The organism is Mycobacterium sp. E1747 (genome assembly GCF_001667775.1).
Lineage (GTDB): Bacteria > Actinomycetota > Actinomycetes > Mycobacteriales > Mycobacteriaceae > Mycobacterium.
The window spans coordinates 1-23,151 of sequence record NZ_LZJI01000144.1; the positions used below are offsets into that span (position 1 = coordinate 1).

Below are 23,151 nucleotides of genomic sequence, written 5' to 3' on the forward strand. Positions count from 1 at the left end.
CGGCCATCAGGTAAGTCGCCGTCGCCGCCGCGACCAGCGCCGCGCCCGTCGCGGTGACCAACAGCACGCTGCCGCGCCGCCGCCGACCACCCCGGCCGGCCCCCGGCAGGTGACCTACTCCGTCACCGGCACCAAGGCGCCCGGGGACATCATCTCGGTGACCTACGTCGACGCGTCCGGCCGGCGGCGCACGCAGCACAACGTGTACATCCCGTGGTCGATGACCGTCACCCCGATCTCGCAGTCCGACGTCGGCTCCGTCGAGGCGTCCAGCCTGTTCCGGGTCAGCCGGCTCAACTGCTCGATCACGACGAGCGACGGAACGGTCCTGTCGGCGAACAGCAACGACGCACCGCAGACGAGTTGCTGATGGTCAGCAGGTATTCGGCGTACCGCCGTGGCGACGACCCCATTTCACCGGACGTCATCGACCGCATCCTGATCGGTGCGTGCGCGGCCGTCTGGCTGGTGTTGCTTGGCGTGAGCGTGGCCGCCGCCGTCGCGCTGACGGACATGGGCCGGGGGTTTCACAAAGCGGCCAGCAGCGCACATTCCACCTCGTGGGTGCTCTATGCCGTGATCGTGGTCTCGGCGGTGATCATCGCCGGGGCGATCCCGATGCTGATTCGGGCGCGCCGAATGGCCCAGACCGACCCGGCCGCCCGGGGGATGACCGCGCCCAGCCGGCCCCCGGTGCGGCTGATGTCGCAGGCGCCGCGCACCGCGGCCGAGCGGGCGCGCCAGTCGAGGGCCCAGGCGCCCGCTCCGGCGGCCGATGCCGAATGGTCGGGTGAGACGGTCGATCGGGTCTGGTTGCGCGGCACCGTGCTGTTGGTCACCGCGACGGGCGCGGCGCTGGTCGCGGCGGCGACGGCGACTTACCTGATGGCCGTCGGCCACGACGGCCCGTCCTGGGTCGCCTATGCGATCGCCGGTGTCCTCACCGCGGGGATGCCGGCGATTGAATGGCTACACGTTCGCCAGCTGCGCCGGGTCGTCGGCGCGGCGTAGGCGCCGATCAGGACGCCTTGGCGTACCTGCGAACCAATTCGTCCTCGCCGAACGTGCCCGTGTACTGCGCACCGTTGTCGTCACGGCCGAAGAACGTCCACCGCCGGGGAGTCGTCTGCGGCCCGCTGATCATCTTGACGGTGTAGCGCAGTTTCGTGGGACGCAGCGTGCCGATGATGTCACCGACGCGGATCTTCGAGGGATGGATCTCTGGCGCATCGGCCCAGTCCTGTATTGCCATTACGCCCGTCCTCACCATTTCGGCCCCCCGCTCACCAGGGCAGCGCCACGGTCAGGCATTCGTCACTCTAGTGCAACGGCGGGGGCGGGTCGGTTGCGCCGCGGCGCCGGGCTGATTCCGGAGTCCGTGCGGCCACCCTGGGCGTGCCGACGGATCGCCCAGGGCGTAGCGTCGACGACGAGCCATTTCGTTGTCAGCGGTGGTCCGTGCGTTCGGTGCGGTTGCCACCCACGGGCAATGCGATTCCTCCGTTCGCGCCGCGCTCGCCGGGGCGAACGACGCCGACGTGAAGGAACCGCCCGTGGATGTTGCAACGGTGCCAAGCCGCGACCGCCGAGCCCGTCGATGACCGCACTGCCGGAGCGCCGACGCCGAGCCAACCCCGTTCGGCTGTCGGTGAGGCGTGAGCTCGGGCGGGCAATCGACGGCGCGTGGTGGCCCCGCGCGGACCGCATCACCAACGAGTTGCCCGACTTGATCGCCGTTCTGACCCCGTTGCTCGGGGAAATCGAGTCCATCAACGTCAACTGGCCACCACTGCAGCGACCACCCGACCTGAACTGGTCCGGCTGGGAACGGAAACGCCAGCACGTGATGACCATCATCGGGGCCGGCGCACGCGTCAACCTCCTGGTCATCCCGTACGCCACCTACAGCGCGCTCGCCCTGATGGTGTTGCGCTGCGCGGCCGACCTACCCGTCGAAGCGCGCGACCAGACGAAGCCGGCGTTCCTGACCGCCGGCTCCGTCCTGCGGGCCGCTCACCAACAGTGCGGCACGGACGTCACCGAACCAGCGCGCGGCTAGTGGTGCTCGCCGTTCTCGCCGTTTGAACCGACGGTGCTCTCCTGGTGCTCGCGCAGGGCGGTCAGGGCACGTTGCTCGGAGCTGTGTGCCGCCTCGCGCAGCGCCGCGTCCTCCGACGCCGGGTCGGCGAACAGGAAGCTGCCGTGCCCCGGTGAACCGGCCGACCCCAGCTTGTTCATCCGCTTGGGCAGCGCCGCGCCCTGGTACTCCAGCGGTAGCGGGTGGCCGTGGTCGTCGACCGGGCCGAGCGGCTGATGCAGCTCGATGTACGCGCCGTGCGGCAGCCGCTTGATGATGCCGGTCTCGATGCCGTGCGCGAGCACCTCCCGGTCGCTGCGCTGCAGGGCCACGCACCACCGGTACGCGATGAAGTAGACCACCGGCGGCAGGATGACCATCCCGATGCGGCCGATCCAGGTCGTCGCGTTCAGCGAGATCTGGAACTTCAGCGCGATGATGTCGTTCATCGCCGCGAGTGTCAGCAACATGTAGAAGGAGATCGCCATCGCGCCGATCGCCGTGCGCACCGGGGCGTCGCGCGGCCGTTGCAGCAGGTTGTGATGCGCGTAGTCGCCGCTGAACCGCTTCTCCAAGAAGGGGTAGACGATCAGGAGGACGAAGATCAGGCCCATCAGCAGCGCCACCCAAACGGGCGCGGGAATCGTGTGGTGCCAGAAGTAGAACTCCCACGGCGGCCAGATGCGCGCCAGGCCTTCCGTCCACATCATGTAGAAGTCTGGCTGCGAACCGGCCGAAACGTGAGATGGCTTGTAGGGGCCCAGGTTCCAGATCGGGTTGATCTGCAGCAGGCCGCCCATCAGGCCGAGCACACCGACGATCGCGGCGAAGAACGCGCCGGACTTCACCGCGAAGATCGGCATCACGCGCACGCCGACCACGTTGTGCTCGGTGCGCCCTGGGCCGGGGAACTGGGTGTGCTTCTGGAACCACACCATCGCCAGGTGCAGCCCGATCAGCGCCAGGATGATCCCCGGCAGCAGCAGGATGTGCAGCGCGTACATGCGGGGGATGATGTAGCCCGCCGTGGCGCACTCGTTACCCACGCCGCCGCAAGGGAAGTCGCCGCCGAACAGCGCCCAGTGCAGCCAGGTGCCGATCACCGGCATCCCCAGCGTGATCGAGGACAGCGCGGCCCGCAGCCCGATACCGGACAACAGGTCGTCGGGCAGCGAGTAGCCGAAGTATCCCTCGAACATGGCCAGGATCAGCAGCAGCGAGCCGATCACCCAGTTCGCCTCGCGGGGCCTGCGGAACGCGCCGGTGAAGAAGATGCGGGCCAGGTGCACCATGATGGACGCCGCGAAAATCAAAGCGGCCCAATGGTGTACCTGCCGAACGAACAGACCGCCGCGCACCTCGAACGAGATGTCCAGGGTCGAGGCGAACGCCTTGGACATGTCCACACCGCGCAGCGGCTGGTAGGCGCCGTTGTAGGTGACCTCGGCCATCGACGGGTCGAAGAACAGGGTCAAGTACACGCCGGTGAGCAGCAGCACGATGAAGCTGTACATCGCGATCTCGCCCAACAGGAACGACCAGTGCGTCGGGAAGACCTTGTTCAGCTGCCTGCGCACCGCCGCCGAGGGGTGATAACGGGTGTCGATGTCTTCACCCTGACGGGCCAGAACATCGCCGATCTTCGGCGGTTTCGGGGGACTCAGTTTGGGACTCATGTTGTCGTCCTCTCCCAGAATGCCGGTCCGACGGGCTCGACGAAGTCACCGTTGGCGACCAGATACCCGTTGGAGTCGATCGTGATGGGCAGCTGTGCGAGCGCGCGGGCCGCCGGGCCGAAGATCGGCTTGGCGAAATGCAGGGCGTCGAACTGCGACTGGTGGCAGGGGCACAGGATTCGGTAGGTCTGCTCCTCGAAAAGCGAAGCGGGGCAACCGAGGTGCGAGCAGACCTTGGTGTAGGCGAAGAACTCGCCGAAGTTGAAGCTCTCCTGGCCCTGGCGCTTGACCACCCGCGGCATGTCCGTCGGCCGGATCCGGATGAGCATCACGGGGTTGCGGACGCCCTGGTTGATCGCGCGCAGCTTCTCCTGCGATTCCGGAGTGGTGCCGTCGCCGTCGGATTCCCGCCAGGGGAACACGGTCTCCATGCCGCCGGCGTCAAGGTCTTCGGGCCGCATCTTGACGAACGGCGAGGCGCCGGCGGAGCCGGTGGCCCGCGCGAGGAAGATGGTCTCGCCCGCATACCGCGGGGTCCACCCGGACGTCCAGAGCACCGCCTTCTTTCCATTGGCGGTGGGCACCACCGGTTTCCACGGGTTCTTGATCAGGCCGCCCGCAAAGGCCACCAGGGTCGACAGGCCGAACGCGCCGAGGCCCAGCCCGAGCGACGCCCCAATCACCTTGCGGCGGCGGACGGTCGAGCCCTCCAGCGCGTCGGTCAGGTTCGCCACTACCGTCTTGCGGTCGATGTCCCGGGAGGCGCCGTCGTGCCGCTGCTGGATCGAAATCTCTTCGGGGATAAACCTTTTCTGGTAGAGGATGGTGCCTATCGCGATCGACAGGATCGACATCCCGAAGGTCAGCCCGTACAGCGGGGTGGCCAGGTCGTACAGCAGGCTGCCGGCGGCGTTCTTGGGCTTGTACTCCCACGGCCAGAACAGGAAGACCAACAGCAGCGCCAGGCCGAAACCACCGCCGAGCAGCAACCACAGGGCTACCCCACGCTCGGCGCGCTTCTCGGCCTTGGTGCCCTCGATGGGCCAGCGGGGTTCCTTGACGATCGTTTCGACGCCGTCGAGCTTGCCGCCCAGCGTCACCAGCTCGTCGCGCGACATCGCCGCCAGCGCTGCGTCGTCGGGTTCCCGCTCGCCGACACCATGGGCAGTTCCGCCGGTGTCAGAGCCGCGAACGTCGTTTTCGCTCATGATGCTCGTGCCCCAATCCACAGTGCCAAACCGATGGCGGCGACCATCCCGATGATCCACGCCGCCATGCCCTCGGGCGCGGGCCCGAAGCCGCCCAGGCCGTAGCCGCCCGGCTGGCGCTCTTCGGTGACCGCCTTGACGTAGCCGATGATGTCCTTCTTCGCTTCGAAGGACAGCTGGCCGTCGGAGAACTTGGGCATGTTCTGCGGGCCGGTCCGCATCGCCGCCAGGATCTGCTGCTCGTTGGCCGGCTCCAGGGGCGGTGCGTACTTGCCCGACGAAAGCGCCCCACCCTGGCCGGTGAAGTTGTGGCAGGAGGAGCAGTTCAGCCGGAACAGGTCACCGCCGCGGCCGAGATCGTCACCGCGCAGCGACTTCATCGCCAGGCTGCCGTCCGGGTTTCGGACCGTGGTCGGGCCGCCGCCGTTGGCCTGCACGTAGGCGCCCAGGGCGTCGACCTGCGCCTCGTCGAAGATGGGCTCCTTGCGCGGCGCCTGGGCCTCACCGGTCATCGCCGGCATCCGGCCGGTGGACACCTGGAAGTAGACGGCTTCCTCGCCGACCCCGATCAGGCTGGGCCCGCGGTCGGGCACGCCCTGCAGGTTGGCGCCGTGGCACGAGACGCACGACGTCTCGAACAGCTGCTTGCCGGTCCGCAGCAGCGCCGAGGACGACTCGTCGGCGACGGCGACCTGTGGGCGCGGCGTCAGGACGGCGGCCAGTCCGCCGGCGATGGTCAGCGCGATCAGCAGCAGCAGCCCGCCGGACAAGCGGCGGCGCAGCCGCCGCCGGGAGCGATCGCTCGCGGCGTTTCGCGGCTTCCGGTTTCGCATGGACCCCAGCTTCTTCAACCGAGCACTCCTGTTCATTCCGTTATTCGGAGCCGTCGGCTCATCGGATGAAATAGATCACCGTGAAAAGCGCGATCCACACGATGTCGACGAAATGCCAGTAGTAGGACACGACGATGCTCGCGGTGGCCTGCGCCGGGGTGAACTTGCTCATCGCGGTGCGGGCCAGCAAGAAGATGAACGCGATCAGACCGCCGGTGACGTGCAGACCGTGGAACCCGGTGGCCAGGTAGAACACGCTGCCGTAGGCGCTGCCCGGGATCGTGGTGCCGTGGGTGACCAGGTGGTAGTACTCGTAGCCCTGCCCGCAAACGAAGAACAGCCCCATCAGGAAGGTGATCACGTACCAGCGGCGCAACCCGAAGACGTCGCCGCGTTCGGCCGCGAACACCCCCATCTGGCAGGTGAACGAGGATGCGATCAGCACCAGCGTCACCGGGACGGCCTGATAGAGGTTGAGTTCGGTCGGCGGGGGCGGCCACTTTCCGCCCGACTGCGCACGCGCGGTGAAGTACATCGCGAACAGCCCGGCAAAGAACATCAGCTCGCTGGAGAGCCAAACGATGGTGCCGACACTGACCATGTTGGGTCGATTCAACGAATGAACCCGCGACGTGATTGCAGTACCTGAGGTCCCTACAGCGCTGGTCACATCCGCAAGTATGACGCTTTGTAGTTGTTGAACTCCACCCGGGGCGGCATTTGATGTTTTCGCGTCGCGAGCACGCCCGGAGCGGGCGGCCCTCCGCGGCGGTTGGGGGAGGTTCGGTGCTCGTGGGACCATCGGCGCGTGGCTCTGTCATCTGAGGCTTCATCCCTCGGGGGTTCCGCCGCGGGCGCGGCAGGGACGGCGCCGTCGTGGCCGCGGATCCTGGCCCGGTTGACCGACGGGCACGATCTGGCCCGCGGCCAGGCGGCCTGGGCCATGGCGCAGATCATGGCCGGCGACGCGAGCCCGGCCCAGGTCGCCGCCTTCGCGGTGGCGATGAAGATGAAGGTGCCCACCTCGGCCGAGGTCGGCGAGCTGGCCGACGTCATGCTGAGCCACGCGCGCCCACTGCCGGCGGGTATGCGCGACGACTCCGTGGACATCGTCGGGACCGGCGGTGACGGCGTCAACACGTTCAACCTGTCCACCATGGCGGCGATCGTGGTAGCCGCCGCGGGCGTGCCGGTGGTCAAACACGGCAATCGCGCGTCGTCGTCGCTGTCCGGCGGTGCCGACACGCTGGAGGCGCTCGGGGTGCGCATCGAGCTCGAACCCGAGCAGGTCGCGCGGAGCCTCGAGGAGGTGGGCATCGGGTTCTGCTTCGCGCCGCTTTTTCACCCTTCGTACCGGCACGCCTCCGCGGCGCGCCGCGAGATAGGCGTGCCCACGGTGTTCAATCTGCTTGGGCCGCTTACGAATCCGGCGAAGCCGCGAGCCGGCTTGATCGGCTGCGCATTCGCCAACCTGGCCGAGGTGATGGCGGGGGTGTTCGCCGGGCGCCGGTCCAGCGTGCTGGTGGTGCACGGCGACGACGGGCTCGACGAGTTGACCACGACCACCACCAGCACGATTTGGCGCGTGCAGGCCGGCACGGTGGACAGGTTGACCTTCGATCCGGCCGGATTCGGTTTCGCCCGCGCCGATCTGGGCGATCTGCTGGGCGGCGACGCGCACGCCAACGCGGCGGAGGTGCGCGCCGTGCTGGCCGGCGGAAAGGGTCCGGTGCGGGACGCCGTCGTGCTCAACGCCGCCGGCGCGATCGTCGCGCACGCCGGTCTATCCAGCCGCGCTGAATGGTTGCCGGCGTGGGAGGACGGGCTGGGGCGGGCCAGCGCGGCGATCGACTCCGGCGCGGCCGAACAGCTGCTCGCGCGATGGGTGCGGTTCGGTCAGCAGCTCTGAATCACGTTGGGCCGCTTGTTCGTAAGCCAACCGGGCCGAGCGCGCCGAGGCCGCCCACGCCGCCCATGCGCCGGCGGAGCGCAGCGGTGACGCCCAGCCCGCGGCGTCGGGGGAGTCGTCGACGCGCACGATGCGCACCCCCGGCTCAGCCAGCCAACGGGCGATGAGGGCGGACTCCTCCACCAACGCACCGCCCAGCGGGGCCGCGCTCGGCAGAATCGCCTGTGCGCCGGCCACCATCGCGTCGACCACCGGCATCGGGGGCACCCCGCGCCGGGCGGAGCCCGCCGCGGCGAGCTGACCGTGCCGGACGACGGCGAGGTGGTAGCCGCCCTGCCCGTCGGGCGCGGCGGCGATCAGCTCGGGCAGCGTGGCCAGGGCGCGCAACCGCTGGCCGCGCCACAGGATCTCGACGGCCGTGGCGGTGCGGTCGCGCAGGCGGGCGGCGCTCTCGAAATGTCGGCGTTCGGCCAGCGCCGTGACCTGGTCCACGGCGGCCGCCAGGGCGGTGTTCTCGAGGCCGTCGACCAAGGCCGCGGCGTGCGCCACGGCGGCGGCATATTGGGTGGCCGCGATGTCGCGCGCCGCGGGGCAGGGTGACACCTCGAGCTCGGCGCAGGCCGGGCCGTGCAGGACGGAGCGCCCCAGCCGGGCGGTGCAGGTCCGCAGGCCGGTGAAGCGGGCGAGCAGGGCGGCCGTGTCGGCGGCGTCGGCGCGGAGGCGAAACGGGCCGACGGCGCGGTCGTGGCGGGGCGCTCGCACCACCGCGAGCCGCGGGAACGCCTCGTCGGTGAGTGCCACCCACCACCACCGGTGCGGGAACCGCGACCGCCGGTTGTAGGGCGGGGCGTGCGCGGCCAGCAGCCGCAGCTCGCGGACGCCGGCCTCCAGCGCGTGGGCGCACTCGACGTGGTCGACCGCGGTGGCGAGGTTGACCATTTCCTTCATCCGGCCGCGGGGGTCCGCGCCGTTGAAGTATTGGGCGACCCGGCGGCGCAGGTCGACCGCGGTGCCGACGTAGAGCACCTCGCCTGACGGCCCACGGAACAGGTAGACGCCCGGCCGGCGGGGCAGCCCCTCGGCGAGGACCCGCTTGCGCCGCTGGGCCGGGGTCACGTCCGGCAGGTAGGCGCGCAGGTCGGCATAGGTGTGCACGCCCTGGTTGCCCACCCGCTCGATGAGTGCGTACAGCACGTCGACGGTGGCGCGCGCGTCGTCAAGGGCGCGGTGGGTGGGCTGCGTGGCGACGGCGAACAGCCGCGCCAGGGCGGCCAGTCGCACGCTGGGGGCCTCCTCGCGGCTGAGCACCCGGCGAGCCAGCCGCACTGTGCACAGCACCCGCGGCCGGGGCCAACGGATTTCGCACCGCGCCGCCGCCGCGCGCAGGAACCCGATGTCGAACCCGGCGTTGTGGGCGACCAGCACCGCGTCCCCAGCGAACTCGAGGAACATCGGCAACACGGCGTCGATCCGCGGAGCGTCGGACACCATCGCGGTGGTGATGCCGGTCAGCTGCACGATCTGCGGCGGGATGCTGCGCTCCGGGTCGACCAGCGTGGCAAACTCGCCGAGCACCACGCCGCCGCGAACCTTCACCGCCCCGATCTCGGTGATGGCGTCGGGGGCGTTTCCGTCCGTGCTCTTCGTGCGGCCGCCGGTGGTTTCCAGGTCCACCACTACGAAGGTGGTGTCGCGCAGCGGGACGTCCGCGGTGGCAAAGGGCGAGCCCAACTCGGCGAAGCTGAGCTGAGTCGCACCACCGGCACCCATGGCCGCGAGGTTAAGCACGACCACCGACATCGGCGCGGCTCCCACGCCGGGGCGTGGGGAGCCTGTCGCCAGCCGGAAGGCGGCTGCCGGTTGGTTGTCGGTGGCTGCGGTTACCGTGCGGACAGTCCGACCCCGACGTTCACCCCGCCCGACCGAGAGGACCGATCCCGATGGCACGAAGCAGCAGACCCGACCGCTACGGCGCGAAGACGCCGGATGCGGGTGGCCCGGTGGTGATCGACTGCGACGACTGCGCGGTGCGCGGGCCCGGATGTCGCGATTGCGTAGTCAGCGTGATACTCGGGGTCCCGGAAACTTTGTTGGAAGACGAATGCGCTGCGTTGGCGGTGCTTGCCGATGTCGGCCTGGCTCCGCGTTTGCGGTTGGTGCCCATCCGCCGCGAGCACGATTCGGGCGTCGCCTAAGATGCTTTGTGTGCCAAAGGTTTACGAGCGGGCCAGAATCGTTCACACGATAATGACAGAAATCTATCCAATTTCTTAACCGCTCGCTTTGGACAAACGTCGATATCGTTTCGTAACCTGTTTGAGACCTAAACCAGCTCGACGGCGCGTGGGCGCGTCGGTGGCCGTTTAAGGAAGCAAAATCTTGAGGCTTGGCTCTAGATACCCGTTTGCGCGTGTCCTAACACGAACTGCTATCGGGACGCTAGCGGGCTTCACTGTGTTGTCGGGTCTCCTTGCTGCGCACGTCTCGGCCGACCCGGCTGACGACGCGCTGGCCAAGCTCAGCGAGTTGTCCCGCCAGGCCGAGCAGACCACCGAGGCGATGCACAGCGCGCAGCTCGACCTGAACGACAAGTTGGCGGCCCAGCGTGCGGCGGACAAGAAGCACGACGACGCCCAGACCGCCGTCGACGCGGCCAAGGCCCGGTTGGCGTCGTACCAGGGCGCCGTCAACAAGCTCGCCGCCGCGACCTACATGGGCGGCCGCGTGGACGGCATGACGGCGATGTTGACCGCCGGTTCGCCGCAAGGGCTGATCGACAAGTTGGCCATGCAGCGCCAGATGGCGACGCAGATGGCCGACCAGATGAAGAACTTCAAGGTCGCCAACGAGCAGGCCGCCAAGGCCGAGCGGGAGTCCGCCAAGTCGGCCGCCGACGCCAAGAGCGCGGCCGAGCAGGCCGCCGCGGTGCGCGCGAGCCTGCAGTCCAAGCAAAGTCAGCTGCAGGTACAGATCGCCGTCGTCAAGTCGCAGTACGTCTCGCTGTCGCCCGAGCAGCGCACCGCGCTCGCCGATCCCGGCCCCGTGCCGGCCGGGCTGCCGGCCCCCGGCCCGCCCGCGCCGGAGGGCGCGCCGCCGCCGGCCGGGCAGGCGCCCGGTGAGGCGCCGCCCCCGGGCGGAATGCCCGGACCGTTCGGCGGCGGTGACCGCGCAACCGTCGTGCAAGCGGCGCTGACCCAGGTCGGCTCGCCCTACGTGTGGGGCGGTGCCGCACCCGGCGGGTTCGACTGCTCCGGGCTGGTGATGTGGGCGTTTCAGCAGGCCGGCATTTCGCTGCCGCACTCCAGCCAGGCCCAAGCCGCGGGTGGCCAACCGGTGGCGCTGTCGGACCTGCAGCCCGGCGACGTGATCACCTTCTACAACGACGCGTCGCACAGCGGCCTCTACGTCGGTGACGGCATGGTGATTCATTCCTCCACCTACGGCCAGCCGGTGCGGGTGGTGCCGATGAATGCCGCAGGCCCGGTCCACGACGCCCGCCGCTACTAGCGGCCCCGGCCGTCGGCTCACGCCGCTGCTGGCCGGGGTGTTCCTGGTCGAGCTCGTCGTCGCGGCCGCCGTGCTGCTCGAAGCCGGACACGGCGTCGGGATACCGCCCGCCCGGCTCGTCACGCCGCCGCCCAACCAGGCCAGCGCCACGACGAAGTCTCTGATCGTCGGTGACCGCACCGTTCGGCTGACCGGTTTCGGCAGCCCGGCCAGTGATCGCCTGCTGTCGCGGGTCGCCGCCAACATCGGTGCCGCGATCAACGCGGTCGAGGGGTTCTGGGGTGGGCAATGGTCGCGTGACGTCTCGCTGGTCGCGGCCCGCACCGACGAGGAGTTCCGGGCCGCCGCGGGCGGGGGACCGGCGGCGCAGTGGGTCGACATCGCGGCGGTAACGGTCGCCGACCGCGTCGATCCCGCGCACCGGGCGGCGGTGGGCGAGCGGATCGTCTTCGCGCCGGGCGCGGCCACCATGACCGAGGGTGCGTTTCGAATCATGTTGGCGCACGAGCTTTTTCACTATGCCGCCCGGGCGGACACCGCCGCGGACGCGCCCCGGTGGCTGGCCGAAGGCGTGGCCGACTTCGTCGCCCGGCCCCGCACGCCCGTGCCGGCCGACGCGTCGTCCGTGCCACTGACGTTGCCCTCGGACGCCGACCTGGACGCGCCCGGATCGCAGCGCTCGCTCGGCTACGACCGCGCGTGGTGGTTCGTGCGTTTCGTCGCCGACACCTACGGCGCGGCCAAGCTGCGCGACCTGTACCAGGCGGTCTGCGGTGTCGGCCACACAGACGTGCCCGCCGCCGTCCGCGACGTCCTGGCCACCGACTCGGCCGGCCTGCTCGCCCGCTGGCACGACTGGCTGACCCGCTCGACCTGAGGAGGTCCCCGCACCGACGGGGTGTGCGGGCAGGCTAGCCTGGCGCAGTGAGTCGGGTCCTGCTGGTTACCAACGACTTTCCGCCGCGGCCGGGCGGCATCCAGTCCTATCTGAGTGACTTCGTCGGACGGCTGGTCGACGCCCGGTTGCATTCGGTGACGGTGTACGCGCCGCAATGGAAGGGCGCCGACGCCTTCGACGACTCGGCCGAGGCCGCCGGTTACCGGGTGTTCCGTCACCCGGGCACGTTGATGCTGCCGGGCCCGGCGGTGGACGCGCGGATGCGCCGGCTGATCGCCGAGAACGACATCGACACCGTCTGGTTCGGGGCGGCGGCCCCGCTGGCGCTGCTGGCGCCACGCGCGCGCCAGGCGGGCGCGACACGGGTGGTGGCCAGCACGCACGGCCACGAGGTCGGCTGGTCGATGCTCCCGGTAGCGCGATCGGTGCTCCGCCGCATCGGCGACACCACCGACGTCGTGACGTTCGTCAGCCGCTACACCCGCGCGCGGTTCGCGCCGGCATTCGGGCCCAAAGCGTCGCTGGAATACCTGCCGCCCGGGGTCAACACCGACCGGTTCCGGCCCGACCCGGCGGGCGGCGCCGAGCTGCGCGACCGGTATCGGCTGGGCGAGCGGCCCACGGTCGTCTGCGTGTCCCGCCTGGTTCCCCGCAAGGGCCAGGACACCTTGATCAAGGCGCTGGCGTCGATTCGGCAGCGCGTTGACGGCGCGGCGTTGGTGATCGTCGGCGGCGGCCCCTACCTGGGCTCGCTGCGCAAGCTGGCCCGCGATTGCGGGGTGGCCGAGCACGTGACGTTCACCGGGGGTGTGCCGGCCGCCGAACTGCCCGCGCACCATGCGCTGGCCGACGTCTTCGCGATGCCGTGCCGCACCCGCGGCGCCGGCATGGACGTCGAGGGGCTGGGCATCGTTTTCCTCGAGGCGTCCGCGACCGGCAAGCCGGTGATCGCCGGTGACTCCGGCGGGGCGCCGGAAGCCGTGCAGCACAACAAGACTGGATTGGTGGTCGATGGCCGGTCGGCGGACGCGGTCGCCGACGCCGTCGCCGAGGTGCTCGGCGACCCGGATCGGGCGGCGGCGATGGGTGCGGCCGGGCGCGAGTGGGTGATGGCCCACTGGCGGTGGGACACGCTCGCGGCGCGGCTGGCCGAGCTGCTGCGGACCTAGCCGCTCGAGCGTCACGCTGGCGTGACGCTCGACGGCCCGTGTCACGCTGGCGTGACGCTCGCAAGCGGGTGGCGTTCCCCGTACGCCACCTCGCCCGCTGCCGGGCGCGGCTAGTTATTCCTTTTCGTAGATCCAGTCGATGTCGGAGGCGAACTTCTCGGCCACCACGTTGCGCTTGACCTTCATCGTCGGGGTCAGCTCGCCGGTGTCCTCGGTGAAATCGACCGGCAGGATGCGGAATTTGCGGATCGACTCGGCGTGCGACACCGCCTGGTTGGCGTGCTTGACGGCGGCGTCCACCTCGGCGACCAGGTCAGGGTCGTTGACCAGGTCGGCCACCGACGCGCCGGCCTGCTTGTGGTTGCGTTCTTTCCAGGCGCCGAACGCCTCGGGGTCGATGGTGATCAGCGCGCCGATGAACGGCTTCGCGTCGCCCACGACCATGGCCTGGCTGATCAGTGCGTGCGCCCGCAGCTGGTCCTCGAGCACCGCCGGGGCGACGTTCTTGCCGCCGGCCGTCACGATGATTTCCTTCTTGCGTCCCGTGATCTTCAGGAAGCCGTCCTCGTCGAGCGAGCCGAGGTCGCCGGTCTTGAACCAGCCGTCGGTGAACGCGTCGGTGGTGGCCTGCTCGTTGCGCCAGTAGCCGCTGAACACCACGCCGCCGCGCACCAGCAGCTCGCCGTCCTCGGCGATGCGCATGCTGTTGCCCGGCAACAACGTCCCGACCGTTCCGATCCGCACGTTGCCGACCTGGTTGACCGTGATCGCGGAGCTGGTCTCCGTCAGGCCGTAGCCCTCGTGGATGGTCAGCCCGACGCCGCGGTAGAAGTGGCCCAGCCGCGCGCCCAGCGGGGCGCCGCCCGAGACCGACGCGTGGCACTCACCGCCCAGCGCGGCGCGCAGCTTGTGATAGACCAGCCGGTCGAACAACGCATGCTTGGCGCGCAGCACCAGCCCGATACGCCCGCGGTCCTGCGCCTGGCTCCAGTCGACCGCGGTCTGCACGGCGGCCGCGAAGATCCGCCCCTTGCCGTCGTTGACCGCGTTCTGCTCGGCGGTGTTGTAGACCTTCTCGAAGACCCGCGGCACCGACACCACCACCGTCGGCTTGAACACCGCGAACATCGGCAGCAGGTTCTTGATGTCGCTGGTGAACCCGACGGTCACCTTGTTGGCGAACGCCGAGAGGGTCAGCGAGCGCGCCAGCACGTGGGCCAGCGGCAGGAAGATCAGCAGCCGCTGCCCCTCGTCCAGCAGCGTCGGCAGGCACTCCCTGGCGCCCCGCGTCTCATAGAGCAGGTTGGAATGAGTGAGCTGGCAGCCCTTGGGCCGACCGGTGGTGCCCGAGGTGTAGATCAGCGTCGCGGGGTCATCGGAACGCAGCGCCTCCTGGCGGGCGGTGAGCTCGGCCGGCTCCACCGACGCGCCGGCCTCGACGAGCTGATCGAGCGCCTTGGGGCCCGAGCCGTCGATGTGCAGGACGCGGCGCAGCGCCGGCAGCTCGGCGGTGAGTTCGGTGACCATCGAGGCGTGCGCGTCGGTCTCGGCGAAGGCCAGCACCGCCTCGGAATCCTGCAGCACCCAGCGCACCTGCTCCGCTGACGACGTCTCGTAGATCGGCACGGTGACCGCGCCCACCGAGAGGATCGCGAGGTCGATGATCGCCCACTCGTAGCGGGTGGCCGAGAAGATGGAAACCCGGTCACCGGCCTGGACCCCGAGCGCGATCAGGCCCAGCGCCGCGGAGCGAACCTGTTTGGCGACCTCGGCGCAGGTGACATCGGTCCAGGCGCCGTCGACCTGACGCCGGAAGATGACGAAGCCGGGGTCCGATCGCTCGTTCTCGAAGACCATGGCCGCGATGTTGTCGTGCTCGCCGACGGAGAAACGGGCGGGGACACTGTACTCACGCACTCTTACTGACCTCGTTTTTGGCTTGGCTGACGGTCCGGGGGGACGGCGGGTTGACGTCCAGCCTAATCCGGGCTTTCGTGCAGGAAGGGTGGCAGTCCACTCGCCGTGGCCCGCCCTCCGCGCGGCCGGAGGAGATTGCTGTGTGAAGCTGGGGTGGTGAACAGCATCCAGATCGCGGACGAGACGTTCATCGCGGCCGACGGTGCGCGGGTCGGGGCCGCGGTCGCCGATCCGTCGTGCTGGAGTCGCTGGTGGCCGGACCTGCGACTGCAGGTTGTCGAGGATCGGGCCGACAAGGGCATCCGGTGGGCGGTCACCGGTGCGTTGACCGGCACCATGGAGATCTGGCTGGAGCCGTCGCTGGACGGTGTTGTGCTGCACTACTTCCTGCATGCGGAGCCGACCGGCGTCGCGGCTTGGCAGTTGGCGAAGCTCAATCTGGCGAAAATGACACACCGCCGTCGGGTGGCGGGCAAGAAAATGGCCTTCGAGGTCAAGACGACACTGGAACGGTCACGTCCGGTCGGAGTTTCTCCGGTAGTTTAGCCGGGTCAGGTTTGCAGGGAGAGTACCGTTTCGGACCGGAGGCCCGGGGGTCAGACCGCACGGTAGTTTCCCCGCCGGCGGCGTCGACCGCTTGCGGGAGAGAGGGCAGCACCAGGTGGCGGAAAAAACGTCGCAGACCATCTACATCGAGGCCGACCCGGACACCGTGATGGACGTCATCGCGGATATCGATTCCTATCCGCAGTGGATCTCGGAATACCGCGAGGCCGAGGTTCAGGAGACGGACGCCGACGGCAACCCCAAGGTCGCGCGGGTGGTGCTGGACGCCGCCGTGCTCAAGGACACCCTGGTCATGGCCTACCAGTGGCCCAAGGACCGGCAATCGGTCAGTTGGACACTTGTCTCCAGCTCGCTGCTGCGATCCCTGGAAGGCACATATCGGTTGGCGCCCAAGGGATCTGGCACCGAGGTGACCTACGAGCTGTCGGTCGACCTCGCCGTTCCGATGATCGGTCTGCTCAAGCGCAAGGCCGAGCGCAGGCTGACCGACACGGCGTTGAAGGATCTGAAGAAACGAGTCGAGGGCTGAGTGAATCCGGCCAATCGCCGGCGTCAACCCCTGCCCGGATCAGCCTCTTCGTAGGTAAGGGCGGGGTAGGGAAATCCACGCTGGCCTGCGCCACGGCGGTCAGCGCCGCGAGCGCGGGCGAGCGCGTGCTGGTGGTGTCCACCGATCAGGCGCATTCACTCGGCGACGTGCTCGGTGTCCCCGTCCCGCCCAGTCAGGACGAACTGGTTCGAGTCCACACCGATGATGCCCAGGCCGGCGGTGGGTTTCTGGACGCGCTGGCACTGGACACGTTGGCCCTGCTCGAGGTGCGGTGGCGCGACGTGGTCGACACGCTGGATCGGCGTTTTCCCGACTCGGAGCTGAGTACCATTGCGCCCGAGGAGCTTTCGGCGCTACCAGGTGTTCAGGAAGTGCTCGGGCTGCACGCCGTCGGCGAGCTGGCCTGCTCCGGCGCCTGGGATCGCATCGTCGTCGACTGCGCCTCGACCGCCGATGCACTGCGCATGCTGACCTTGCCGGCCACCTTCGGCCTCTACGTCGAGCGCGCGTGGCCGCGCCATCGCCGGCTGTCCGTCGGGGCCGACGACGCGCGGTCGGCGGCGGTGGTCGCACTGCTGGAGCGCATCAGCGCAAGTGTCGAGGGGCTCAGCGCCGTGTTGACCGACGGCGAATTGGTCAGCGCGCATTTGGTGTTGACGCCCGAGCGGGTGGTCGCGGCCGAAGCGGCCCGGACGCTCGGTTCGCTGGCCCTGATGGGGGTGCGCGTCGAGGAACTCATCGTCAACCAGGTGCTGACCGAGGACGAGTCGTACGAATACCGCAACCTGCCGGAGCACCCCGCGTTCTACTGGTACGCCGAACGCATTTCCGAACAGCGTGGTGTTCTCGACGAACTGGACGCCACCATCGGTGAGGTGGCCCTGGTGATGACGCCGCACCTGTCGGGTGAGCCGATCGGTCCCAAGGCGCTGGGGGCTTTGCTCGAGAACGCTCGCCGACGTGGCGGAACGCCGCCGCCGGGACCCCTGCGGCCGACGGTGGACCTGGAATCCGGTACGGGACTTGGTTCGATATACCGGATGCGGCTAGCGTTGCCGCAAATCGATCCGTCGGGGCTGACGTTGGGGCGCGTCGACGACGACCTGATCATTAGCGTGGGCGGATTGCGGCGCAGGGTTCGCTTGGCCTCGGTGCTTCGGCGTTGCACGGTGATAGACGCGCAATTGCGGGGTATGGAGCTAACTGTGCGATTTCGACCAGATCCGGAGGTGTGGCCTAAGTGAGTCAGGGTCATTCGGAGATCGGTCCGGAACTGCGCAGGCTCGCCCAGGCGATCCTGGACGGTATCGACCCGGCGGTGCGCGCGGCGGCCGCGCTGACGGCGGGCCGGGGAGCCGGAACCGGCAAGTGTCAGCAGGTGTGGTGCCCGGTGTGCGCGCTGGCCGCGCTGGCGACCGGTGATCAGCACCCGCTGGTCACCGTCATCGCCGACCACAGCATCGCGCTGCTCGAGGTCGTGCGCGCCATGCTCGACGACATCAACGGCGCGGCGAAACCGCCGCCCGACGGGCCACCCGGCGACGGTGGCACCGACTCCGAGCCTCCCGAGGCCACGACCAGGACCCGGTATCAGCCCATCCCCGTCACCGTCGAGGAGTGATCCCCAAGCGGGTCGCTTCGAGTGGCCGCGGCGTGCCGCAGCCGCGACATTCGAACCGGGCCACCGCCCGGCTGCGCCGAAGGTGGTCCCTCGTCCAGGCGATGGGTACAGTTGGCGCAGAACACGGCGGGCGGGCGAGAGGGAGGGCCATGTGGTACTGGCTATTCAAGTACATACTCCTCGGCCCGTTGCTGGCCTTGCTCGGTCGGCCAAAAGTTGAAGGCCTGGAACACATTCCGAGTTCCGGGCCGGCGATCCTGGCCAGTAATCATCTGGCGGTGATGGACAGTTTCTACCTGCCGTTGGTGGTGCGGCGCCGGATCACCTTCCTGGCGAAAGCCGAATACTTCACCGGAACCGGCGTGAAGGGCTGGTTCCAGCGCTGGTTTTTCACCGCAGTGGGCCAAGTGCCGATCGACCGGACCGACGCCGACAGCGCGCAGGCCGCGCTGAACACCGCGGAGCGGCTGCTGTCGGCGGGCAAGTTGTTGGGCATGTACCCGGAAGGCACCCGTTCGCCGGATGGCCGGCTGTACAAGGGCAAGACCGGCCTGGCGCGACTGGCCCTGCACACCGGGGTGCCGGTGATCCCGGTGGCGATGATCGGGACCAACGTGGTGAATCCGCCCGGCTCGAACATGTTGCGCTTCGGGCGGGTCACCGTCCGCTTCGGCGAGCCGATGGACTTCTCCCGGTTCGAAGGGCTGGCGGGCAACCGCTTCATCGAGCGCGCCGTCATCGACGAGGTGATCTACGAACTGATGGGTCTCTCCGGCCAGGAGTACGTCGACATCTACGCGGCCAGCGTCAAGGAGAACCGCAACGGCTCGTCCGGTCAGGGATCCAACGGCGAGTCCGTGCGGATCCCGGAAACCGCCGCGGGCTGAACCGCGTCGGCGATCAGCCGACGGCTGTCACCGGCGTCAACTGCTGCGGCGCCGATTCCCGAGCGGGCGTGCGGGCGGTGACCGTCAGGCCGGCAACGGCGAGGACCGCCAGCGCCCACCAGACATAGGACATCCCCGCGAGTTGGCGCCACCACACGGCCGCCGCCTCGTGATGCTTGGGCAACAGGTCGATCGTCGACCATCGCATCAGCGCCACCCCCGCGGCGCCGACCACGGCCAGCGCCACGTTGCGGCGCCGCCAGGCCAGCACGGCCAGCACCACGACCGTCGGCAGCCCCCACACCCAGTGGTGGGACCACGAGACGGGCGACACCACCAACCCGAACAGCGCGGCGCACACGACGGCCAGCACGGGTTCGTCGGCCCGCAGCACCCTGCGCATCGCCCACACCGTCAGCGCCAGCACCAGCAGCGAGGCCGCTACCCACAGCAGGAAGCGCTGCTGCTCACCCAGCCCGATCCGGGCCAGCGCCCCGGCGATGTTCTGGTCGGTGTTCAACGCCGCCTCGCCGATCCGGTCGGTGTGGGCGAGCGTGTGCGTCCAGTACTCCCACGAATCGCTCCATGCCAGAACGAAGCCCAGCGCCGTCGCCCCCACGAACGACATCAGCGCGCTCACCGCGGCGCGGTTGTCCCGGCGCAGCAGGAAGTACAGCAGGAACACCGCCGGCGTGAGCTTGAGCGCGATGCCCAGGCCCAGCAACAGGCCGCGCGGCCACGGGGTGCGCCGCGGTACGCAGTCGGCGATCACCAGGGTCATCAGCACGACGTTGATCTGCCCGAAGGCGAAGTTCGACGTGATCGGTTCCAGCCACGTGCTCGCCGCCGCGGTGATGACCACGGCCAGCCACCAGCGGCGCAGCCACGCCGGCCCGGGCAGCGCCGTCGAGGCGGCCCAGACGTCCAAGCGGGTCAGCACGATCACCGTCGAGACGACCAGCAGCACCAACGTCAGCGCCGTGATCGCGACGCTGGCCGCCGGCATGTGCAGCCAGGCGAACGGGCAGAACACGATCGCCGCCAGCGGGGGATAGGTGAACGGCAGGTTGATCCCGATCGGTGTGTGGAACAACACATCGCCGTGGTAGAGCGAATGCCCGTGCATCCAGGCCTGCGCGCCCATCTGATACACGTCGATGTCGATGCGGTAGGGGATGTGCCCGAACAGCTGCCAGGCCACATAGCCCAGCCCCGCCGCCGCCAGCAGCCACAGCCCGCACCACAACAGGACGCGCCCGGGGTGACTGCCCGCGCCGGACGCCCGCGATCTACTCATGTCGCACCACAGCGTAATGGGTGCTGGGCCCGCGACGCGGCCCCGCGCGGCTCCCGCGGGGTGGACGCGCACAGGCGTAGGTTTCAAGAGTGCTCCACTGGTTCGTCCTGCGGGTGACGCACTGGTTCGCGAACGACATCCTCCGCGGCGGCCGGTTGCCCCTGCTGTGCTGCCTGGTGGCGTTCATCCTCACTTTCTTCGTCACGCGGACGTTCGTGCGGCTCATCCGGCACCGCGCCGACGCCGGCCGGCCGACCCGATGGTGGCACCCGCGCAACGTCCATGTGGGCGGCATCCATATCCACCACGTGACGTTCGGCGTGGTGTTGGTGTTGCTTTCCGGGCTGACGTTGGTCACCCTGTCCATCGACGGCCATGAGCCCGAATTCACCTTGTCCGCAATATTTTTCGGGATCGGTGCCGCCCTGGTGCTCGACGAGTACGCGTTGATCCTGCACCTGTCGGACGTCTACTGGTCGGAGGACGGGCGCACATCGGTGGACGCCGTCTTCGCCGCGGTCGGGGTGGCCGGCCTGTTGATCATGGGGTTGCACCCGCTGATGTTCTTCCTGCCGATCTGGGAGGGCACCGATTCGTGGCCGCTGCGTGCCGCCGTGGCCGGCGGCCTGGCGTTGACGCTGCCCCTGGCCGTCGTGGTGGTGCTCAAGGGCAAGGTGTGGACCGGATTGCTCGGCATGTTCATCGTGGTCCTGTTGGTGATCGGCGCGATCCGGTTGTCGCGCCCGCACGCGCCGTGGGCCCGCTGGCGATACACCGCCCAGCCGGAGAAGATGCGCCGCGCGCTGCAACGGGAGCGGACGCTGCGCCGGCCTGTGGTGCGGGTCAAGCTGTACCTGCAATGCGCGATCGCCGGCACGCCCCGACTGCCCGACGAGCGGGTCGTCGACGCCCAGCTCGACCATGAGGTGCACCCCGCGCCGCCGCCGACGGGGCCCATCCTGATCAGCCGATAGGCTGCTCATAGGCTTTCAAGGTGCGGTACTTCTACGACACCGAGTTCATCGAGGACGGCCGCACCATCGAGTTGATCTCGATCGGGGTGGTCGCCGAGGACGGCCGCGAGTATTACGCGGTGTCCACGGAATTCGATCCCGAGCGCGCCGGTGGCTGGGTGCGCGCCAACGTGCTGCCCAAGCTGCCGTCCCCCGCGTCGCAGCTGTGGCGCTCGCGCAGGCAGATCCGCGCGGACCTCGAGGACTTCTTCGACGTCAAGGGCGCCGACCCGATCGAACTGTGGGCGTGGATCGGCGCCTACGACCACGTCGCCCTGTGCCAGCTGTGGGGCACGATGCCCGAGTTGCCGCGGGCGCTGCCCCGCTTCACCCGGGACCTGCGGCAATTGTGGGAGGACCGGGGGTGCCCGCCGATGCCGCCGCGGTCGCGCGATGCCCACGACGCGCTGGTCGACGCCCGCGACCAGTTGCGGCGATACCGGCTGATCACGGCCGCGGACGGCCCCGAGGCCGAACCGAGCGGGGCGGCGCCGGCCTGAGCCCGCCCGAACGGCGTTCGCGCTGATCAGTCACCCTCGCGACCCGGTTACCATGGACCGATGAACTGGACCGTCGACATCCCGATCGACCAGCTGCCGTCGCTGCCCCCGCTGCCGCACGACCTGCGGGCGCGGCTGGACGCCGCACTGGCCAAGCCGGCCGCCCAGCAACCCAGCTGGCCGGCCGACCAGGCGACGGCCATGCGCACCGTCCTCGAGAGCGTCCCGCCGGTGACGGTGCCGTCGGAGATCCTCCGGTTGCAGGAGCACTTGGCCCAGGTCGCCAGGGGCGAGGCGTTCCTGCTGCAGGGCGGCGACTGTGCCGAGACCTTCACCGACAACACCGAACCCCACATCCGCGGCAACATTCGGGCGCTGCTGCAGATGGCCGTGGTGCTGACCTACGGGGCCAGCATGCCGGTGGTCAAGGTGGCCCGCATCGCCGGGCAGTACGCCAAGCCGCGGTCGGCCGACATCGACGCCCTGGGGTTGCGGTCCTACCGCGGCGACATGATCAACGGCTTCGCCCCCGATGCGGCCGCGCGGGAGCACGACCCGTCGCGCCTGGTGCGCGCCTACGCCAACGCCAGCGCGGCGATGAACCTGGTGCGGGCGCTGACGTCGTCGGGGCTGGCGTCGCTGCACCTGGTGCACGACTGGAACCGCGAATTCGTCCGGACCTCGCCGGCGGGCGCCCGGTACGAGGCGCTGGCCAGCGAGATCGACCGCGGTCTGAAGTTCATGAGCGCCTGCGGGGTGGCCGACCGCAACCTGCAGACCGCCGAAATCTACGCCAGCCATGAGGCTTTGGTGCTCGACTACGAGCGGGCCATGCTGCGGCTGTCGGAGGGCGAGGACGGCGAACCGCAGCTGTTCGACCTGTCGGCGCACACCGTCTGGATCGGCGAGCGCACGCGCCAGCTCGACGGCGCGCACATCGCGTTCGCGGAGGTGATCGCCAACCCGATCGGCGTGAAGATCGGCCCGACGATGACCCCGGAGCTGGCCGTCGAATACGTGGAACGGCTTGACCCGAACAACAAGCCGGGCCGGCTGACGTTGGTGAGCCGGATGGGCAACAACAAGGTGCGTGATCTGCTGCCCCCGATCGTCGAGAAGGTTCAGGCCACCGGCCACCAGGTGATCTGGCAGTGCGACCCCATGCACGGCAACACCCACGAGTCCTCCAACGGCTACAAGACCCGGCACTTCGACCGCGTCGTCGACGAGGTGCAGGGCTTCTTCGAGGTGCACCGCGCGCTGGGCACTCACCCCGGCGGCATCCACGTCGAGATCACCGGCGAGGACGTCACGGAATGCCTCGGTGGGGCGCAAGACATTTCGGACCTGGACCTGGCGGGCCGGTACGAGACGGCGTGCGATCCGCGGCTCAACACCCAGCAGTCGCTGGAGTTGGCGTTCCTGGTCGCCGAGATGCTGCGCGACTAGGAGACTGCTGAATTAATCCCGCGTGGCGGGGGTCGTTTGTTCTGCTGCTTTAGGGATGATTGGTGGGTGCAGG

At 69.3% G+C, this 23,151-nt stretch carries 22 protein-coding genes and 2 pseudogenes; 16 read left to right on the forward strand and 8 right to left on the reverse strand.

All coding sequences use genetic code 11. From position 1 onward, the window contains the following. Window positions 1–26 precede the first annotated feature (26 nt). A pseudogene (locus A5695_RS14040) lies at window positions 27–370 on the forward strand (MmpS family transport accessory protein); the annotation flags it as partial. Then, a complete protein-coding gene (locus A5695_RS14045) occupies window positions 370–1,011 on the forward strand; it encodes a DUF2561 family protein (protein WP_068082737.1) in 642 nt (213 codons plus the stop codon). The pseudogene A5695_RS14040 and the gene A5695_RS14045, both read left to right, overlap by 1 nt. A gap of 7 nt (window positions 1,012–1,018) precedes the next feature. On the opposite strand, the gene A5695_RS14050 is transcribed toward A5695_RS14045, so the two are convergent. Further along, entirely contained in the window at window positions 1,019–1,252 is a 234-nt protein-coding gene (locus tag A5695_RS14050; protein WP_068082740.1) for a hypothetical protein, read from the reverse strand. Window positions 1,253–1,597: 345 nt separating this feature from the next. Here A5695_RS14050 and A5695_RS14055 point away from each other — a divergent pair, with 345 nt between their 5' ends. Next, window positions 1,598–2,059 (forward strand): DUF5994 family protein, encoded by a 462-nt coding sequence (locus tag A5695_RS14055; protein ID WP_068082744.1) that lies wholly within the window; start codon window positions 1,598–1,600, stop codon window positions 2,057–2,059. Here the strand turns inward: A5695_RS14055 and A5695_RS14060 are convergent. The 4 genes from A5695_RS14060 to A5695_RS14075 are packed head-to-tail and all read right to left on the reverse strand — an operon-like array spanning window position 2,056 to window position 6,464. Then, entirely contained in the window at window positions 2,056–3,753 is a 1,698-nt protein-coding gene (locus tag A5695_RS14060) for a cytochrome bc complex cytochrome b subunit (RefSeq protein WP_068082747.1), read from the reverse strand. The genes A5695_RS14055 and A5695_RS14060 overlap by 4 nt on opposite strands. Continuing rightward, window positions 3,750–4,961, reverse strand: coding sequence for a ubiquinol-cytochrome c reductase iron-sulfur subunit (locus tag A5695_RS14065; protein WP_068082750.1), 1,212 nt, complete (start codon window positions 4,959–4,961; stop codon window positions 3,750–3,752). The genes A5695_RS14060 and A5695_RS14065 overlap by 4 nt, the downstream gene beginning before the upstream one ends. Continuing rightward, window positions 4,958–5,812, reverse strand: a complete 855-nt coding sequence (locus tag A5695_RS14070; protein WP_068082752.1) for a c-type cytochrome — start codon at window positions 5,810–5,812, stop codon at window positions 4,958–4,960. Before A5695_RS14070 ends, A5695_RS14065 begins: the two co-directional genes overlap by 4 nt. Before the next feature lie 40 nt (window positions 5,813–5,852). Next, window positions 5,853–6,464, reverse strand: a complete 612-nt coding sequence (locus A5695_RS14075) for a heme-copper oxidase subunit III (RefSeq protein ID WP_068082755.1) — start codon at window positions 6,462–6,464, stop codon at window positions 5,853–5,855. 138 nt (window positions 6,465–6,602) lie between these two features. On the opposite strand from A5695_RS14075, the gene trpD reads away from it, so the two are divergent. Then, the gene (gene trpD / locus A5695_RS27595) at window positions 6,603–7,703 is read left to right on the forward strand and encodes an anthranilate phosphoribosyltransferase (protein WP_231974822.1); all 1,101 of its coding nucleotides are present in this window, start codon (window positions 6,603–6,605) and stop codon (window positions 7,701–7,703) included. Here the strand turns inward: trpD and A5695_RS14080 are convergent. Continuing rightward, window positions 7,641–9,503, reverse strand: a pseudogene (locus tag A5695_RS14080) (DEDD exonuclease domain-containing protein); the annotation flags it as partial. The gene trpD and the pseudogene A5695_RS14080 overlap by 63 nt on opposite strands. A gap of 140 nt (window positions 9,504–9,643) precedes the next feature. Here A5695_RS14080 and A5695_RS14085 point away from each other — a divergent pair. From A5695_RS14085 to pimB, 4 genes are all read left to right on the forward strand, one after another. Then, window positions 9,644–9,898 carry a hypothetical protein gene (locus A5695_RS14085; RefSeq protein ID WP_068082761.1) on the forward strand — a complete coding sequence of 85 codons (255 nt, stop codon included), beginning with the start codon at window positions 9,644–9,646 and terminating at the stop codon, window positions 9,896–9,898. A 184-nt stretch (window positions 9,899–10,082) separates the two neighbouring features. Then, entirely contained in the window at window positions 10,083–11,210 is a 1,128-nt protein-coding gene (ripC, locus tag A5695_RS14090) for a peptidoglycan hydrolase RipC (RefSeq protein WP_068082764.1), read from the forward strand. A 37-nt stretch (window positions 11,211–11,247) separates the two neighbouring features. After that, window positions 11,248–12,087, forward strand: coding sequence for a hypothetical protein (locus A5695_RS14095; RefSeq protein WP_068082807.1), 840 nt, complete (start codon window positions 11,248–11,250; stop codon window positions 12,085–12,087). 47 nt (window positions 12,088–12,134) lie between these two features. Beyond that, window positions 12,135–13,277 (forward strand): GDP-mannose-dependent alpha-(1-6)-phosphatidylinositol monomannoside mannosyltransferase, encoded by a 1,143-nt coding sequence (gene pimB, locus A5695_RS14100; RefSeq protein ID WP_068082767.1) that lies wholly within the window; start codon window positions 12,135–12,137, stop codon window positions 13,275–13,277. 114 nt (window positions 13,278–13,391) lie between these two features. On the opposite strand, the gene A5695_RS14105 is transcribed toward pimB, so the two are convergent. Further along, window positions 13,392–15,194, reverse strand: a complete 1,803-nt coding sequence (locus A5695_RS14105; RefSeq protein WP_068082770.1) for a long-chain fatty acid--CoA ligase — start codon at window positions 15,192–15,194, stop codon at window positions 13,392–13,394. 156 nt (window positions 15,195–15,350) lie between these two features. Between A5695_RS14105 and A5695_RS14110 the strand changes: the two genes are divergently transcribed. The 5 genes from A5695_RS14110 to A5695_RS14130 all read left to right on the forward strand — a co-directional run bounded on the left by A5695_RS14110 (window position 15,351) and on the right by A5695_RS14130 (window position 18,819). Continuing rightward, window positions 15,351–15,740 carry a polyketide cyclase / dehydrase and lipid transport gene (locus tag A5695_RS14110; protein WP_068082810.1) on the forward strand — a complete coding sequence of 130 codons (390 nt, stop codon included), beginning with the start codon at window positions 15,351–15,353 and terminating at the stop codon, window positions 15,738–15,740. A 115-nt stretch (window positions 15,741–15,855) separates the two neighbouring features. Beyond that, the gene (locus A5695_RS14115; protein WP_068082775.1) at window positions 15,856–16,290 is read left to right on the forward strand and encodes an SRPBCC family protein; all 435 of its coding nucleotides are present in this window, start codon (window positions 15,856–15,858) and stop codon (window positions 16,288–16,290) included. After that, complete coding sequence (locus A5695_RS14120; RefSeq protein WP_197515483.1) at window positions 16,287–17,555, forward strand: ArsA family ATPase; 1,269 nt, start codon at window positions 16,287–16,289, stop codon at window positions 17,553–17,555. Before A5695_RS14115 ends, A5695_RS14120 begins: the two co-directional genes overlap by 4 nt. Beyond that, entirely contained in the window at window positions 17,552–17,932 is a 381-nt protein-coding gene (locus tag A5695_RS14125; protein ID WP_068082787.1) for a hypothetical protein, read from the forward strand. The genes A5695_RS14120 and A5695_RS14125 overlap by 4 nt, the downstream gene beginning before the upstream one ends. 149 nt (window positions 17,933–18,081) lie before the next feature. Beyond that, the gene (locus tag A5695_RS14130; protein WP_068082791.1) at window positions 18,082–18,819 is read left to right on the forward strand and encodes a 1-acyl-sn-glycerol-3-phosphate acyltransferase; all 738 of its coding nucleotides are present in this window, start codon (window positions 18,082–18,084) and stop codon (window positions 18,817–18,819) included. Between the two features lie 13 nt (window positions 18,820–18,832). On the opposite strand, the gene A5695_RS14135 is transcribed toward A5695_RS14130, so the two are convergent. Then, a complete protein-coding gene (locus A5695_RS14135) occupies window positions 18,833–20,116 on the reverse strand; it encodes a glycosyltransferase 87 family protein (protein ID WP_068082795.1) in 1,284 nt (427 codons plus the stop codon). A 107-nt stretch (window positions 20,117–20,223) separates the two neighbouring features. On the opposite strand from A5695_RS14135, the gene A5695_RS14140 reads away from it, so the two are divergent. The 3 genes from A5695_RS14140 to A5695_RS14150 are packed head-to-tail and all read left to right on the forward strand — an operon-like array spanning window position 20,224 to window position 23,078. After that, window positions 20,224–21,090 carry a hypothetical protein gene (locus tag A5695_RS14140; protein ID WP_156749632.1) on the forward strand — a complete coding sequence of 289 codons (867 nt, stop codon included), beginning with the start codon at window positions 20,224–20,226 and terminating at the stop codon, window positions 21,088–21,090. Between the two features lie 20 nt (window positions 21,091–21,110). Then, the gene (locus tag A5695_RS14145) at window positions 21,111–21,629 is read left to right on the forward strand and encodes a polyadenylate-specific 3'-exoribonuclease AS (protein ID WP_068082801.1); all 519 of its coding nucleotides are present in this window, start codon (window positions 21,111–21,113) and stop codon (window positions 21,627–21,629) included. Between the two features lie 60 nt (window positions 21,630–21,689). Beyond that, window positions 21,690–23,078 (forward strand): class II 3-deoxy-7-phosphoheptulonate synthase, encoded by a 1,389-nt coding sequence (locus A5695_RS14150; RefSeq protein ID WP_068082804.1) that lies wholly within the window; start codon window positions 21,690–21,692, stop codon window positions 23,076–23,078. The last annotated feature ends 73 nt before the right edge of the window (window positions 23,079–23,151 follow it).